Origin of the sequence: Halorussus lipolyticus, assembly GCF_029338375.1 — an archaeon.
In the GTDB taxonomy this organism is placed as follows: Archaea; Halobacteriota; Halobacteria; order Halobacteriales; family Haladaptataceae; genus Halorussus; species Halorussus lipolyticus.
On the sequence record NZ_CP119804.1, the window covers coordinates 1,232,957 to 1,246,004 of the forward strand.

Here is a 13,048-nt window from a genome sequence, read left to right on the forward strand (position 1 = left end):
AACGAGGACCATACGGAACTCCCGCGGACGCGCTCGTCAGAGACGGTCCGTTACTCCGGTCGGCGAAACCCGCGAGACGGGACAAGACGCCGTTACGTGCCGGACCCGCCGGTCAACGAAGCCGAACCGGCCAGTGGAACGAGACCGAAATCGAGGAGTTCCGGTACTCGACCACGGCCCACGCGAGCAGAGTCAACGCCAGCACCAGCGCGACCAGCGCGTCGGCGAAGGTCATCCAGAGCGGGAGGACGAACGCGATGCTGTTGGTGACCTTCCGGGGCGTGAACCCGGCGACAGAGGTGGTGACGTTCTGGTCGTCGGTCTCCTCGGTCCCCCGAGATTGCAGGCCCGCCTTCGCCGCGCTCGGGCCGCCGGCGCTCTCGTCGCCGGTGCCGAGGCGTTCGGCCTCGTAGGGCGCGTAGAAGTCGATGCTCCAGACGACTGCGCCGGACTCGTTGACCTCCAGCACCCGGTGGCTGTTGGTGTCCGAGACGAGCGTGTTGCCGTTGGGCAGGCGGTCGGCGTCGCGGGGCCACTTCATCTCGTCGTCGGACCAGACCCACGACTGGACCCACTCGCCGCGCCCGTCCTCGCCCTCCTCGCGCTGGTACTCCACGATGCGGTCGTTGAGCGAGTCGGCGACCAGCACCGCGGGTCCGCCCTCGGAGTCGTTGATGTAGTCGGGGTTGTGCTGTTCGTAGAGGACGCTGTAGTCGTCTTCGCTCCCGAGCGTCCAGTTCTCTTGGATGCCAGTTTCGGGGTCCACGAAGACCACCGAGTCCTGATTCCGGAGGCTCAGCATGATTCGCCCGTCGTCCAGACGCTCCACGTCGTTGAGATGCGCCCAGTCCTCTGGGTAGGGACCGCCGCCCGAGAGGGGGTAGGCCTGCTTGGTGGACCACTCCCACGTTGTCATCCCCGTGGTGGTGTTGACGACGTAGGCCTCGTCGGTGTTGATGGCCCCCACGAGGAGCCTGTTCTTACCGATTCGGTCCACGTCGTGCCAGTTCGCGCCGCGGTCCTGCGGGATGATTCTGTCGTAGATTCGGGTAACCTCGCCGGTCGTGAGGTTGACGCGCTCGACTGCCGAGACGGTACACTTGCCGTTGCAGTCGTCGCCGTCGTAGTTGCGTTCGGCGACGTACTCGACGGTCATTCGGGTACCCTTCACGGAGTCCACGTCGAAGTAGCCGTGGAAGGTGTCGTTGTGATAGATGACCTCGCCGCCGGGGCCGAACGCGACCAACGCGGCCGACTCGCCTTTCATCCCGTGGCCGGCGACGACAGTGACGTTCTCGCGGGGCGGGACCACCGAAGCGCGCTGGTCGGCCCCCAAGTCGCTCTGGCGCTCGTAGGTCGTCACCGCGGCGTCGGCGGGCGACGAGAGATAGCTGTAGCCCAGCGTGCTGGCGCAGACGAGGACGACGACGGCGAAGATAACCCGGTAACGGCGCACACCCTAACGTCCATCTTGGACGACATAAATCGACCGAAAGCGGTTTTCCCGGCCGACGAGTAGCAGGGGTATGCGCGTGGTCGTCAACACAGCGATGAGTGCCGACGGCAAACTCTCCTCGCGTCAGCGCGAGCAGATAGCCATCAGCGGCCCGGACGATTTCGACCGGGTAGACGGCCTCCGGGCCGGGAGCGACGCCGTGATGGTCGGCATCGGCACGGTACTGGCGGACGACCCGCATCTGACGCTGGACGACCCCGAGCGCCAGTCGGCCCGCCGGGACCGCGGTGAGTCGGCCCACCCCATTCGGGTCGTGGCCGACTCGAAGGCCCGGACGCCCACCGACGCCCGGATTCTGGACGATTCGGCGACGACGTACCTCCTCGTGTCCGAGTCCGCGCCGACAGAGCGAATCGAGGAGTTGACCGGGACCGGCGCGCGACTCATCACCGCGGGCGACGAGCGAGTCGAGTTGGACGCGGCGCTCTCGGCGCTCGACTCCGAGGGCATCGACCAACTCATGGTCGAGGGAGGAGGCGAACTCATCTTCTCGCTGTTCGAGGACGAACTGGTTGACGAACTCCGGGTGTTCGTCGGGTCGAAGGTCATCGGCGGCCGGGACGCTCCGACGCTGGCCGACGGCGAGGGGTTCGTCGCAGAGTTCCCCGAACTAGCACTGGACGACGTGGAACGAATCGACGACGGGGTCCTGCTTCGGTACGCGGTGGGCTAACTACCCCTCGACGTGTTCGATGGTCAGCGTGTGACCGGTCCGCTGGCCGTGGTCGATGAGGACCTCCGCGGGTTTGGCGTCGTCGTTGTTGACGAGTTTCTCGAACGAACAGTCACGACAACGCACCCGGATTTTGGTCTCATCGTCGGACATTTCGGTCGCTCGTACCCTCGTTCGAAACCACTTGGTGAGTTATTGTTGCCTGCCATAGTAGGCCATTTTTAAACAGGAGTGAAACATAAACTCAGCTATCGGTCTGCAGTCTGGAAATCGAAAGCCGAACGTAATCGCGGAAAAAGCGGCAAAAATCGGAGTTTCGTCGTATTCCGGAATCTATCGGCGTCCGACAGGATGCTGTCCGGCGGTAGTTAGTGCGAGTGACCGGTCATCTCGCCGAACGTCTGTCCGAATCGCTCCTCGAATAGGTCCATCGTCTCGGCTTCGAGGTCCTGAACGTGCTGGTCCGGTTCCTCCGGCGCGTGGTGGACGAGGGCGTGGGCCTGCTGTGCGAACGACAGCATCGTCAGGTCGCCCAGTACTTCGGTGTCGGTCTCGCTCTCGTCCTCGCGGAGGAGGTCCACGACCCCTTTCGGGAGCGTGAGGTCTTCGGTGTCTCCGTCGGGCGATTCGATGGTGTACGTCACCGTCTCAACTTCGTTGTCGGCCATACCCGTCTTTCCTCGGGCGGACGTAAAGAAGTGCGGGTACCGGTCCGAGCAGTCCGGTCGGACGTGACTCGATTCGGGTCCCGCGTCCTCGAGCGACTGACCCATCGGCGGGCATTTGCGCTCGAAATATCGGCGAGGACGACGAGTTTCGGCCTCGTACCCGACCGTCCTCGGTAGGCCGTCACCCGCCCTGCGTCTCGGTGGCGTTCACGATGACTTCCTGCGTCGTGGTGGTCTCGTTAGCCGTCGTGGTCACGTCCGGGGGCGTCGTGGTCGTCGTTTCTCCGGCGGTGGTCGTCTCGGTTGTCGTCGTTCCGGACGTAGTGGTCGTTTCACCAGCAGTGGTCGTTTCACCAGCAGTGGTCGTTTCGGCCGGAGTGGTCGTTTCCCCGGCAGTGGTGGTCTCGGTCGTCGTCGTTTCGGTCGTGGTCTCGGTGGTTGTCGTCTCAGTCGTCGTTTCTTCTGCTGGGGTCGCAGTCTCCTCGTCTGTGGTCTCGGTCGTCTCCCCGCCAGCACCCTCCCTCGCCCGTCCTGCTCCTCGCCGAATCGGCGCTTCGAGCAGGCCGAGTCCGTTGTCGAAGAAGACGGCGTCGGTGGTGAACGAGTAGGTCTGTCCGTCTTGGAGCAACCCCTCCCGCAGGAAGACGAGTTCGTAGTTGCCCGGCCCGCAGTCCTGATAGTGGACGAGGTAGCCGTTCCAGTCGGTCGGGTCCACGACCGCACCATCGCCCGAATCCGGACTGGCCGGGTCCACGTAGCCGAGAATCTGGTTGACCGTCGGCTGTTGGACACGGCTCACGGACTGGAACGCGATTCCGGGTTTGTAGCTATCCACGAACACCAGACCGGTGTTCGGTTCCTGTGCGTTCTCTTGCATCATGTCCTCCGTGGCGCTCGCGCGCTGAATTCGTCTAGGCTATGCGAGCCTCCATGTATCGTGACGCGGTGATGGAACATCACCCGCTGTCGCCACCGCCGCCATTGTCGCCGCCGTCGCCGCCACCGCCACCATTGTCGCCGGATTCGATAGTCGCTTCGAGCAGTCCGAGTCGGTTGCTGAAGAAGACGGCGTTGGTGGTGAACGAGTAGGTCTGGTCCTGCTGAAGCAGTCCCTCTCGCAGGAAGATGACATCGTAGTTGCCCGGCCCACAGTCCTGATAGTGAATCATATAGCCGTTCCAGTCGTCCGGGTCCACGACAGCACCCGGCGACGCGTCCGCGTCGTTCGGATTGGCCGGGTCCACGTAGCCGAGAATCTGCTCGACTGTCGGTTGCTGGAGGCGGCTCACCGGACTGAAACTAACGCCCGGTTTGTAGTCGTTGACGAATACCAAGGCTGTGTTCGGTTCCTGCGCGTTTTCCTGCCCGATGACGCTCCCGCTCCCGGCGAGTCCGAGCGCGACTGCACTCGACGCCAGCACGCCCTTCTTCATGAACGACCGTCGCGTGTCGTCGGTCTCGTCTGCTTGGTTTTCCCGTGTCATAGTTTCTCTCCCCCTTCTCGGGGCGTCCATAACGTGTGACTGACTACTTTATAAAAAAGGACGACTGTTCTAAGAGAAATGCATTATTTCTATAGTTCAAGAAGTAGTATTATCTATTAATCTCTTGTAATATCTGTTGCTATCTCCCTATTCAGGAGTTCCACTAAGTCAATCCGAGATAGTGTCGTCGTCAGCAAGCCGTTCCGCGTCCCAGTCGTCCGTTTCGCGTCTGCCGAGGAGGAACGCGCCGAACCGCGACCGTTGATTCTGAAATCCGTCGGCGGCGTCGTCCGTGCTATTCGGTCGGTAACCCGCGAGGCCGTCGCCGACACTAACGGTTGAAATACTATAATTTGTGTTTCTATGCTTCTGGTGGGGATTTTCGACTCAACCGAGCAATTACCTCTAGTTATACGGCGTTAGCACGAGGATAACTCCGTGAACGGTCGGGAGTCACTATCCCTCGGTGGAAAGTGTAACCCGACATGCGCGACGTTGGGGGGAGAACGAAGTGATTCCGAGAAGCGAACACCGTCGAGTGGGAGCACTCGCTATCGTCGCAGTGCTCCTCGTCGCGGGAGCGGGAGTGGCAACGACCGGAGCGACAGTCTCGAACGACGCTGTCCGCGTGCAGGAGACGACCACGACCACTGCGTCGCAGGGGGCGGACTTCGCGTTCGAGAACCTGACAGCGCCGGAGCGAGTTCGTATCGGCACGAACTACACTGTCTCGGCGACTATCGTCAACAGCGGCGACGCACTGGTTGCGAGACAGGTCAGCTATCGCATCGCCGGGAACGTCATCGAGGCCCAGATGGTCGATGTTCCCGAGAACGGGACCGAGACGATACAGTTCAACGTCACGGCGAACGACACGGCCGGGTTCCCCGCGGGAACGTTCACACACGGGGTGTTCAGTGGGGGAGTCGCGGCGACCGCTAATCTGACGCTGGTCGAGGAGACCACCGCCGAGACCACGACGACCACCGCAACGACGACCGAAACCACCCAGACGACCGCCGCACCGACGACCGTAGAGACGACCCAAGCGACCACGACGATTGCGCCGGCAACCGAGACGACCACGGCTGGGACGACCACTGAGGCGAACGCGACGACCACCGAGGAGACAACGACAGAAGCAGAGACAGCGACCATCACCTTCGAACCGCAGGACTCGAACGGAAGCACGGTCACCGTCCAGTCCGTGACCCTCCCCGAAGGAGGCTTCGTCGTCGTTCACGATAGCGACGTCATCGAAGGCGAGGCCGTCGATAGCATCCTCGGCCGGTCCAGTTACCTCGCGCCCGGTCTGAGCGAGAACGTCACGATAGAACTCGACCAGTCGCTGGACCAGTCCCAGCGCCTCGTCGCCATCACGTACCGGGACTCGAACGACAATCAGACGTTCGACTTCGTGGAGTCCAACCGGACGGAGGACGGCCCGTACACGAAGCTAGATTCGAGAGAAGCGGTCAACGGCATCGCCGTCGTGGAAGTGACCGACGAGACGGCCAACGCGACGACCGAATCCTAATCGCTCAGTCGTCGCCCGCCGCGGCCTCGGTCGCAGTTTCTTCGGTTTCGAGTTCGGCAGTTTCGAGATAGTCGTCGGCGTCGAGCGCGGCCTTACAACCCATTCCCGCGGCGGTCACGGCCTGCTGGTAGTGGTAGTCCACCACGTCGCCCGCGCCGAAGATGCCGGGCACGCCGGTCTTGGTCTGGCCGCCGCCCTTGCCGCCCTCCGTCTGGATGTAGCCCGCGTCGTCCATCTCGACCGCAGTGTCTTCGAGGTAGTCGGTGTTCGGCGTGTGACCGATTGCGAGGAAGACCGCACCCACGTCCATCTCGAACTCCTCGGTCTCGGGGTCGTCCAACTTGTCGGTCGGGTACCCCTCGGGGTTGCGCACGAGGTCCACGGTATCGACGCCCTCCTCGACCGACCCGTGAATCTCGGTGACTTCCGCGTTCCGGACGATTTCGATTTCGCCCTCCTCGACTTTCTCCTGCACGCGGTCTATCCAGTAGTCTTCTGCGCGGAACTCCTCCCGGCGGTGGACCAGATACACCTTCGAGGCGAACTTGGTCAGGAAGTTGGCCTCCTCCATCGCGGCGTCGCCGCCGCCGACGACCAGCATCTCCTCGTCGCGGAAGAACGCGCCGTCACAGGTCGCACAGGTCGAGACGCCGTAACCCATCAGGTCGTCCTCGCCGGGGATGCCGAGAGTCCGGGCGCTCGCGCCGGACGCCGCGATGAAGGCGTCCGCGGTGTACACGTCGCCGTTCGAGAGTTCGACGCGGTAGGGTCGTGACGAGTCGTCTACCTCCTCGATGACGCCGTTTTTGACCTCGGCCCCGAATCGCTGGGCCTGCTCTTTCATGTTGTTGATGAGGTCCGGGCCACTGATTCCCTCGGGGAATCCGGGGTAGTTCTCCACGTCGGTCGTCAGCGTGAGTTGACCGCCGGGTTCGTCGCCCTCCAGCACCAGCGGGTCGTTGTTCGACCGTGCGGCGTAGATGGCCGCAGTCAGGCCCGCGATGCCGCTCCCGGAGATGATGAGCTTTCGGTGTTCGACGCCACCATCCGGGGCCGCGATACCCAGTTTCTCGTCCAACTCGCCGGACTCGTCCAAGGCTTGGGTGTCGTCCCACCCACCGACGAGTTCGTCGTCGATGAACACCTCGGGCGCTGTCTGGCGACCGTTCGCCCGCTCGACCATCTCGTCGAATCGCTCGTCGTCGCCGGTCACGTTGTACGTCTCGTACTCGACGCCCTTGGAGTCGAAGAGGTCCTTGGCCTTCTCGCAGTAGGGACACTCCTCCTTGCAGTAAATCTCGACGTGCGGGTGTTCGCTCATGGTGCAATATTGCCCTTCGGGGGGTATTTAGCTTGTGTTGTCGCGTCGGGTTTCCGGTTTTGGGCCGAGGACCCGCGTAGGTTTTTGAGTGAAGACGGGCCAAGGAGGTTCCGTGATGCTCTGATCGCCGATAACCGGTGGAGACGCACACGACGAGACAGTCGCACGGGAAGAACGGCTACGAAAGGCCGCGGAACGACGCGAACTCGACCCCGATGCACTCGAACGAGCACACGAAGACGCCCAGTTAGTCCTCGAACAGACGCTTCAGTTGTTCTCAGACCTCTCGGACAAGTCGTTTCGACTCGTTCGACTCAACGCGCTCATTCTCACGATGCTAATCGCAATCGCATCGCAGGTCCGCGTTCGAGAGTACGTCAATATCTTGTCTGTGGCCGCGATACTGCTGTTCGTTACGTCCTCGGTCTGTGCGCTGGTCGGCTACCTCTCGACAGCGGTAGACCGGGGAATCCACACCGGGACCTTCGACAAACTCACGACCTACAAGCTACGCGAGGACGAGTATCTGAACTGGGTCCTCACGCTCGGGTATCCCGACTGGATAGGTGACGCCGTAACGAAAGCGGAGTACAAAGAACAGTGGGTCCGGCGGTCGTTAGTCGCGTTCCTCGCGGGAACGGCGGCGCTCCTCGCCGGAATCCTTTTCGCGCTTTACTGATAACGACGACGTATGACAGACGAACGAGACGACGAGGACGTGCGAATTCGGCCCGAAGACCTCGGGAAACCGGGTGCAACGACGACTGGCGTCAAACGTAACCGCGAGGACGAACAGACCGACGACTGAAACGCTCCCGAAGCCCTTACCTCGCTCCTACTCGTCTCCCCGGACATGGCCGCCGACCTCGAGGAGAAGACCGACCGATACGAGGGCCTGCTCGCGGAGGCCCTCGACGCCGCCGAAATCGCGCCGCCAGACGACACCCCGATGGGCGAGTCTGCCGCCGAGTGTCTGGAGATGGCGACCTCCTACCTCGAAGACGGTCGGCACTTCCGCGAGCAGGGCGACCCCGTGAACGCGCTGGCGTCCTTCTCCTACGGTCACGCGTGGCTCGACGCCGGCGCTCGGGTCGGCCTGTTCGACGTGCCCCGCGAGGGGCACTTGTTCACGGTCTGAGTTCGCCCACGAACGAGACCAGCCAACACCCCGTGGAACTTTAGAACGTGCAAGCCGTCTAACCGATAGCTATGGAGGACGCACCGGGGTCGTCAGGAGTGTTGCGCCTCGAAATGGACAGTTCGCTCGACTGGGTGGCAGTCGCGCTCGGGGTGCTCCTCGCGGGCATCCACGTCTACCTCGGGGTGACGACCGACCAGTCGCCCTTCGTCGTGGTCGGGGCGGGGTTCCTGCTTGGCGTGGTGTTCTTCCTGACTCGGTACTGGCGGCCCGTCCTCTACCTCCTCGGGGTCATCTACGCCCTCGTGCTGGGGTTCATCTGGCTCCTCAACGGGATGGAGTACCGGACCATCGGTCTCGTGACCGGCGCGATTAGCGTCGCCTTCCTCGTCCTCATCAGTTACCTGTTCGCGCGCGAGGGCGGTCTGGTCTGACGGCACCGGCCCTAACGGCCGCCAGCGCGCTAACAGCCGACGACAGCCGCTACCGTCGTCTCGGCGCGTGTAGCAACCCCTACAATCGGTAAAGAAATAAGATTATTTGCTTCGACCACCCGAAGAAACTTCTCGGACTGCTCACTCCGAGGAGCGCCGTTTCTCGGTCCGGCGCTCGCTCCCGTGGCCTCGGCGACTCCCGTAGCGCCGGTCGCGTTCGCTGGTGCCCTGCGCGCCGCCGTGGCGGTGTTCGCGCTCGCCGCCAGTCCCCTCTCGGAAGGTCGAGTCCCGCGGGTCGGAGTGATGGGACGAGTCGCCGCGCTGTCCCGTCTCTCGGCCGGAGATTCCCTCCTCGCGGTGGCTCCCGCGCTGACTGCCGGTGCGCGACGACCCGGTGTCGTGGCTCTCGCTCCCGCTTCGCTTCCGACGCTGGCGGTCCTCGCTCGCCGACCCCTCGCTGTCGGACCGGTCGGTCTTATGGACGTTGACAGTCCGGTTGCTCCCCCACCGGTTCGCGTGGCCGTGCCCGGTGGCGTCGTGTTTCATCTGGCGCTCGTTCTCCTCGTGGTGACTCTGGGGCCGTCCTCGGTCTCCTCGCTGTCGCTCGCGTCGGTCTCGGTCCCGGTCGGCGGCGTCACCGTACTCGTTGGTGTGACGCTCGTCGGCGGGATGGTCGTCGGTCTCCTCGTGGCGTCGCTCCCTGTGGTGTCGATTAGCCATCTCTGAAACCCCCAACGGGGATTGGGCGAGCGCATCCTTAGACGTGCTGGCGGGTTCGAGAATCGTCGTCCAGCCACGCCACAGAAACAGTATTCGGTGCCTCGAAAGCCCTCACGCACCTCGCGGTCGCTCACCGGAATATTTCGCGCGCAGAACTGCGCGCGAAATAGGGCCACGCTGAGACGACCGAGGTGAACACCGGAAGACAAACCCCGTCTTCCGAGGTCACACTCACTCCGTTCGCGTGACCGCAAGGCGCGTTCGCCCTTTCAGTCCGCCAAGGACGTGGTTTCTCGCGCCGGGCGACACAAGGGTTGAGAACACGTTTGAACGCTACCCCCGCAGTGTGCTGGACCACTCTCGGAGAATTGGACGGCCCGCGTTCTCACCAGTTGGAATCCCGCGACAAGTTTTTTCTATCAGCCTCGCGCATGGTTCTTTGTATGAACGAAACCTACGTGCGGCTGGTTTGCCCCGAGTGTGGCAAGGATTGGGAGGAGTCGCCCGACGACCTCCCGTCACACGACGAGCAGTTCAACTGCCCGAACTGCCACGCCACGCGCCGGACCGCCGAGTTCACGCGGACCGAACACGACTTGGAGACGCTCAAGCAGTTCCAGTAGTTAGCTCCCGGTCGGCGAGCGCGCGCCGCACGCCTCGCACCGAAGCAACACCGCACCCTGTTCTCGTTCGAGTCGCGTGTCCGGGAGTCCACACTCTGGACAGAGGACGTACTCGTCGGTGTACTCCTCGATGGCGTCCTCGATGCGGCGCTGTCCGAACTCGCCGGTCAGTCGGGCGCGTCCGCTCTCGTCGATGTGGGCGCTCGTGCCGAGTTCGTCTTGCAGAAACTTCAGTACGTGGTCCTCGTCCCTGCCGAGTCGGTCGAGGGTGTCCTGAAAGTTCTCGTAGACGGTGACGTTCCCCTCTTGGCGCACGTCGGCCTCGGGCACGTCGAACCGGTCGCCGTTCCCTTGAATCTCGGGCGCTTCGTCCATCGCCCGTTCGAGGTGGTCGTCGTAACTCTCCATACGAGACGGTAACGAACGCATACGAATAAAAAACTTTCAGACTCACAGGGCGATTTGCCGACGACCGACGCCCCCAACGGTAAGGTTGCGTTTCGATACGGAACGAACACAACTGCGTGAGACTGTTTCACACTACCATGATAGTAGGCGTTACGTACTATTAGGGGGGCGTAAAGACGTGAAATCCCCTCACCGTGTTAACGGGACTCAAGATAATACTATAACCCTGCAACTGTTAGCCTCGTTTGCTTATGAAGAAGCAGGAACTCATCCACCTTCACGGCCTGCTCGCAGAGGTCGGGAATTACTTCGAAGAGGAGAACAGCACGGAAGTAGACCTTAGCGAATACGATTCTCTCGGCGTACGACCAACGTCGATTCACAAGTCGAAAACAGACCACAAGGCGGCAGTCTTTGCGATGGCAAACGCAATCACATCCGAAATGAACGAAGCCGAGGCGGACGAGAAAGTCGCCGCCAAGGCCGACTGAACTGCGGCACGACGCTTCTCACGAACCCGCTCCGTCTCCGTAGCGGCAGTGCTGTTCTGAGCCTCACTTACGCCTCGTCAGCGACGAGTATCGACCGCAGAGAAGGATGTACGCGCCGGTGACGCCGACCGACAGCGCGGGACTGGCAGAGTCGCGTTACTCGATGAGGTCCTCGAACTCCGGGAGAACCTCGTCGTCTTCGTCGCGGTCGCTCTGAGTCTCTGTTTCGACCTCGATGTCGTCGTTCCCTGTCTCGTCGGCCTCGGTTTCGTCACCCTCGTCGTCTTCGTCCTCGATGACTTCGACTTCGAGGACGGTCAGCGGGATGTTTTCGAGACGCTGGCCGATTTCCTTCCGGGCGATGCGCGAGGCGTGCTCCTCGCGCTCGACGTTGAACACCGTCATCTCTAACTCCAGCGCGACGAGGCTTTCGTCGGCGGCGATGAAGGCGGGTTCTAGCTCCTCCCCGCAGTGGGGGCAGGACCGCTCGCCCATGTTGATTTCGACGTAGTTGAGGTCGGGGTTGAGCAACTCGCCGGTCTTGGAGATGGCGATCCGAACGGCCTCGTCGGGAGTCTCCACGTCGTAGACCGGGACTGCGGCTTCCACGACAACTCTGCAGTTCATAGCCACGTAGAAGTAGTAGCGCCAACAGTATCAAGTTTAGCCCTAAAACGAAAGCTTTCCACTTCCGGGGGCCGGAGGGTTCCGCGATGCACTCTGGTTCGATACCTGTCGCCGACCTCTCGGGGGGTTTCGACTTGCAGGCCACGCTGGAGAGCGGCCAGACCTTCCTCTGGCGGCGCGACGACGGCCGCACCTACGACGAGGCCGACCCCTACGGCGGGTCCGCGTGGTACTACACCGTCGCCAATCGCGCCGACGAGGACCCCGAAGTCGTCCGCGTCCGTCAGCGCGACGGCCTGCTGGAGTGGGAGGCCACCACCGACGCCGACGACCTCCTCGTCGAGCGACTGCGCCTCGACGACGACCTCCCGGCCATCTTCGCCCGGATGCCCGACGACGACCTCCTCGCGTCGGCCACCGACGCCTACCGCGGACTCCGAATCGTTGACGACCCCTTCTTCCCCTGTCTGATTTCGTTCATCTGCTCGGCCCAGATGCGGGTCGGGCGAATCCACGGGATGCAGACCGGCCTCGCCCGCGAGTTCGGCGCGGAAATCGAGTTCGACGGCGAGACCTACCACGCCTACCCGACGCCCGACCGACTCGCCGAGGCCACCGAGGAGGACCTCCGCGAGTTAGGGTTGGGCTACCGTGCGCCCTACGTCCAGCGTTCCGCCGAGTTGGTCGCCTCCGGCGAGGCCACCGCCGAGGACGTTCGGGATTTCGACTACGAGGAGGCCCGCGATGCTGTCCAAGCGTTCGTCGGCGTCGGCGACAAGGTGGCCGACTGCGTGCTGTTGTTCTCGCTGGGCTATCTGGAGGCGGTTCCGCTGGACACGTGGATTCAGACCGCCATCGCCGACTACTACCCCGACTGCGATAGGGGGTCCTACGCCGAGACTTCGCGGGCGATTCGGGAGCGGTTCGGCGGCGAGTACGCCGGGTACGCCCAGACTTACGTCTTCCACTACCTCCGGAATCGGGAGTAGTCAGGAACCGGTCTCGCCGCGCTCCTCGGGTCGAGTACCCAACCGGCTTAAGCCAGAACGCCGAACCACCGCGTGAACCATGTCCGACAGTTCCACCGACGACCGAACCCGAGCGCACGTCTTCGTCTCCGGGAAGGTTCAGGGCGTCTACTACCGGGCGAACACCCGCGACACCGCCCGAGAGAAGGGGGTCTCGGGATGGGTCAAGAACCTCGCCGACGGTCGGGTCGAGGCCGTCTTCGAGGGTCCCGAGGAGCGCGTCGAGGAGATGGTCGAGTGGTGTCACACCGGCAGTCCCTCTGCGGACGTAGACGACGTGGAAGTCGAGTACGACGACCCCGAGGACGAGGACGGCTTCCGGATTCGGCGCTGAGAGTGTCCCACCGGGAGCAAAGAACCAAACGAAAACAGCGAGAACG

At 63.0% G+C, this 13,048-nt stretch carries 18 protein-coding genes; 9 read left to right on the forward strand and 9 right to left on the reverse strand.

Going from position 1 to position 13,048, the window contains the following annotated elements; all coding sequences use genetic code 11:
* Nucleotides 1-112 precede the first annotated feature (112 nt).
* Complete coding sequence (locus tag P2T57_RS06225; protein ID WP_276301624.1) at nucleotides 113-1,456, reverse strand: arylsulfotransferase family protein; 1,344 nt, start codon at nucleotides 1,454-1,456, stop codon at nucleotides 113-115.
* Nucleotides 1,457-1,526: 70 nt separating this feature from the next.
* On the opposite strand from P2T57_RS06225, the gene P2T57_RS06230 reads away from it, so the two are divergent.
* Complete coding sequence (locus P2T57_RS06230) at nucleotides 1,527-2,189, forward strand: 2,5-diamino-6-(ribosylamino)-4(3H)-pyrimidinone 5'-phosphate reductase (protein WP_276301625.1); 663 nt, start codon at nucleotides 1,527-1,529, stop codon at nucleotides 2,187-2,189.
* Here P2T57_RS06230 and P2T57_RS06235 read toward each other — a convergent pair whose 3' ends face one another.
* From P2T57_RS06235 to P2T57_RS06250, 4 genes are all read right to left on the reverse strand, one after another.
* Nucleotides 2,190-2,342 carry a hypothetical protein gene (locus P2T57_RS06235; protein WP_276301626.1) on the reverse strand — a complete coding sequence of 51 codons (153 nt, stop codon included), beginning with the start codon at nucleotides 2,340-2,342 and terminating at the stop codon, nucleotides 2,190-2,192.
* Between the two features lie 215 nt (nucleotides 2,343-2,557).
* Complete coding sequence (locus tag P2T57_RS06240; RefSeq protein WP_276301627.1) at nucleotides 2,558-2,857, reverse strand: DUF7545 family protein; 300 nt, start codon at nucleotides 2,855-2,857, stop codon at nucleotides 2,558-2,560.
* Between the two features lie 181 nt (nucleotides 2,858-3,038).
* Nucleotides 3,039-3,737 (reverse strand): hypothetical protein, encoded by a 699-nt coding sequence (locus P2T57_RS06245; RefSeq protein WP_276301628.1) that lies wholly within the window; start codon nucleotides 3,735-3,737, stop codon nucleotides 3,039-3,041.
* 76 nt (nucleotides 3,738-3,813) lie between these two features.
* Nucleotides 3,814-4,341, reverse strand: coding sequence for a hypothetical protein (locus P2T57_RS06250; protein WP_276301629.1), 528 nt, complete (start codon nucleotides 4,339-4,341; stop codon nucleotides 3,814-3,816).
* A gap of 538 nt (nucleotides 4,342-4,879) precedes the next feature.
* Between P2T57_RS06250 and P2T57_RS06255 the strand changes: the two genes are divergently transcribed.
* Nucleotides 4,880-5,878, forward strand: a complete 999-nt coding sequence (locus tag P2T57_RS06255) for a DUF7282 domain-containing protein (RefSeq protein ID WP_276301630.1) — start codon at nucleotides 4,880-4,882, stop codon at nucleotides 5,876-5,878.
* A 4-nt stretch (nucleotides 5,879-5,882) separates the two neighbouring features.
* On the opposite strand, the gene trxB is transcribed toward P2T57_RS06255, so the two are convergent.
* Nucleotides 5,883-7,199: a thioredoxin-disulfide reductase gene (gene trxB / locus P2T57_RS06260; protein WP_276301631.1), complete on the reverse strand. Its 1,317-nt coding sequence runs from the start codon at nucleotides 7,197-7,199 to the stop codon at nucleotides 5,883-5,885.
* Nucleotides 7,200-7,533: 334 nt separating this feature from the next.
* On the opposite strand from trxB, the gene P2T57_RS06265 reads away from it, so the two are divergent.
* The 3 genes from P2T57_RS06265 (at nucleotide 7,534) to P2T57_RS06275 (ending at nucleotide 8,771) form a co-directional block, all read left to right on the forward strand.
* Nucleotides 7,534-7,878: a hypothetical protein gene (locus tag P2T57_RS06265; RefSeq protein ID WP_276301632.1), complete on the forward strand. Its 345-nt coding sequence runs from the start codon at nucleotides 7,534-7,536 to the stop codon at nucleotides 7,876-7,878.
* 174 nt (nucleotides 7,879-8,052) lie between these two features.
* Complete coding sequence (locus P2T57_RS06270; protein ID WP_276301633.1) at nucleotides 8,053-8,337, forward strand: DUF357 domain-containing protein; 285 nt, start codon at nucleotides 8,053-8,055, stop codon at nucleotides 8,335-8,337.
* Nucleotides 8,338-8,450: 113 nt separating this feature from the next.
* On the forward strand, nucleotides 8,451-8,771 hold the full coding sequence (locus tag P2T57_RS06275; RefSeq protein WP_276301634.1) for a hypothetical protein: 321 nt from the start codon (nucleotides 8,451-8,453) through the stop codon (nucleotides 8,769-8,771).
* 141 nt (nucleotides 8,772-8,912) lie between these two features.
* Here P2T57_RS06275 and P2T57_RS06280 read toward each other — a convergent pair whose 3' ends face one another.
* The gene (locus P2T57_RS06280; protein WP_276301635.1) at nucleotides 8,913-9,491 is read right to left on the reverse strand and encodes a hypothetical protein; all 579 of its coding nucleotides are present in this window, start codon (nucleotides 9,489-9,491) and stop codon (nucleotides 8,913-8,915) included.
* 443 nt (nucleotides 9,492-9,934) lie between these two features.
* Here P2T57_RS06280 and P2T57_RS06285 point away from each other — a divergent pair, with 443 nt between their 5' ends.
* Nucleotides 9,935-10,114 carry a DUF7836 family putative zinc-binding protein gene (locus P2T57_RS06285; protein ID WP_276301636.1) on the forward strand — a complete coding sequence of 60 codons (180 nt, stop codon included), beginning with the start codon at nucleotides 9,935-9,937 and terminating at the stop codon, nucleotides 10,112-10,114.
* Here P2T57_RS06285 and P2T57_RS06290 read toward each other — a convergent pair whose 3' ends face one another.
* A complete protein-coding gene (locus tag P2T57_RS06290) occupies nucleotides 10,115-10,522 on the reverse strand; it encodes a translation initiation factor IF-2 subunit beta (protein WP_276301637.1) in 408 nt (135 codons plus the stop codon).
* Between the two features lie 251 nt (nucleotides 10,523-10,773).
* Here P2T57_RS06290 and P2T57_RS06295 point away from each other — a divergent pair, with 251 nt between their 5' ends.
* Nucleotides 10,774-11,013, forward strand: coding sequence for a UPF0058 family protein (locus P2T57_RS06295; protein ID WP_163520768.1), 240 nt, complete (start codon nucleotides 10,774-10,776; stop codon nucleotides 11,011-11,013).
* Between the two features lie 156 nt (nucleotides 11,014-11,169).
* Here the strand turns inward: P2T57_RS06295 and P2T57_RS06300 are convergent, their stop codons facing one another.
* Entirely contained in the window at nucleotides 11,170-11,640 is a 471-nt protein-coding gene (locus tag P2T57_RS06300) for a DUF555 domain-containing protein (RefSeq protein WP_276301638.1), read from the reverse strand.
* Between the two features lie 86 nt (nucleotides 11,641-11,726).
* Here P2T57_RS06300 and P2T57_RS06305 point away from each other — a divergent pair, with 86 nt between their 5' ends.
* Together P2T57_RS06305 and P2T57_RS06310 are read left to right on the forward strand one after the other, a co-directional pair.
* The gene (locus P2T57_RS06305; RefSeq protein ID WP_276301639.1) at nucleotides 11,727-12,629 is read left to right on the forward strand and encodes a DNA-3-methyladenine glycosylase family protein; all 903 of its coding nucleotides are present in this window, start codon (nucleotides 11,727-11,729) and stop codon (nucleotides 12,627-12,629) included.
* 79 nt (nucleotides 12,630-12,708) lie between these two features.
* Entirely contained in the window at nucleotides 12,709-13,002 is a 294-nt protein-coding gene (locus tag P2T57_RS06310; protein ID WP_276301640.1) for an acylphosphatase, read from the forward strand.
* Nucleotides 13,003-13,048 lie beyond the last annotated feature (46 nt).

What these genes read in the sequence shown, in the direction of transcription:
- P2T57_RS06230 (WP_276301625.1), top strand. Translation starts at nt 1,527, where the DNA reads ATGCGCGTGGTCGTCAACACAGCGATGAGTGCCGACGGCAAACTCTCC.
- P2T57_RS06235 (WP_276301626.1), bottom strand. Translation starts at nt 2,342, where the DNA reads ATGTCCGACGATGAGACCAAAATCCGGGTGCGTTGTCGTGACTGTTCG.
- P2T57_RS06240 (WP_276301627.1), bottom strand. Translation starts at nt 2,857, where the DNA reads ATGGCCGACAACGAAGTTGAGACGGTGACGTACACCATCGAATCGCCC.
- P2T57_RS06245 (WP_276301628.1), bottom strand. Translation starts at nt 3,737, where the DNA reads ATGATGCAAGAGAACGCACAGGAACCGAACACCGGTCTGGTGTTCGTG.
- P2T57_RS06250 (WP_276301629.1), bottom strand. Translation starts at nt 4,341, where the DNA reads ATGACACGGGAAAACCAAGCAGACGAGACCGACGACACGCGACGGTCG.
- trxB (WP_276301631.1), bottom strand. Translation starts at nt 7,199, where the DNA reads ATGAGCGAACACCCGCACGTCGAGATTTACTGCAAGGAGGAGTGTCCC.
- P2T57_RS06265 (WP_276301632.1), top strand. Translation starts at nt 7,534, where the DNA reads ATGCTAATCGCAATCGCATCGCAGGTCCGCGTTCGAGAGTACGTCAAT.
- P2T57_RS06270 (WP_276301633.1), top strand. Translation starts at nt 8,053, where the DNA reads ATGGCCGCCGACCTCGAGGAGAAGACCGACCGATACGAGGGCCTGCTC.
- P2T57_RS06275 (WP_276301634.1), top strand. Translation starts at nt 8,451, where the DNA reads ATGGACAGTTCGCTCGACTGGGTGGCAGTCGCGCTCGGGGTGCTCCTC.
- P2T57_RS06280 (WP_276301635.1), bottom strand. Translation starts at nt 9,491, where the DNA reads ATGGCTAATCGACACCACAGGGAGCGACGCCACGAGGAGACCGACGAC.
- P2T57_RS06285 (WP_276301636.1), top strand. Translation starts at nt 9,935, where the DNA reads ATGAACGAAACCTACGTGCGGCTGGTTTGCCCCGAGTGTGGCAAGGAT.
- P2T57_RS06290 (WP_276301637.1), bottom strand. Translation starts at nt 10,522, where the DNA reads ATGGAGAGTTACGACGACCACCTCGAACGGGCGATGGACGAAGCGCCC.
- P2T57_RS06295 (WP_163520768.1), top strand. Translation starts at nt 10,774, where the DNA reads ATGAAGAAGCAGGAACTCATCCACCTTCACGGCCTGCTCGCAGAGGTC.
- P2T57_RS06300 (WP_276301638.1), bottom strand. Translation starts at nt 11,640, where the DNA reads ATGAACTGCAGAGTTGTCGTGGAAGCCGCAGTCCCGGTCTACGACGTG.
- P2T57_RS06305 (WP_276301639.1), top strand. Translation starts at nt 11,727, where the DNA reads ATGCACTCTGGTTCGATACCTGTCGCCGACCTCTCGGGGGGTTTCGAC.
- P2T57_RS06310 (WP_276301640.1), top strand. Translation starts at nt 12,709, where the DNA reads ATGTCCGACAGTTCCACCGACGACCGAACCCGAGCGCACGTCTTCGTC.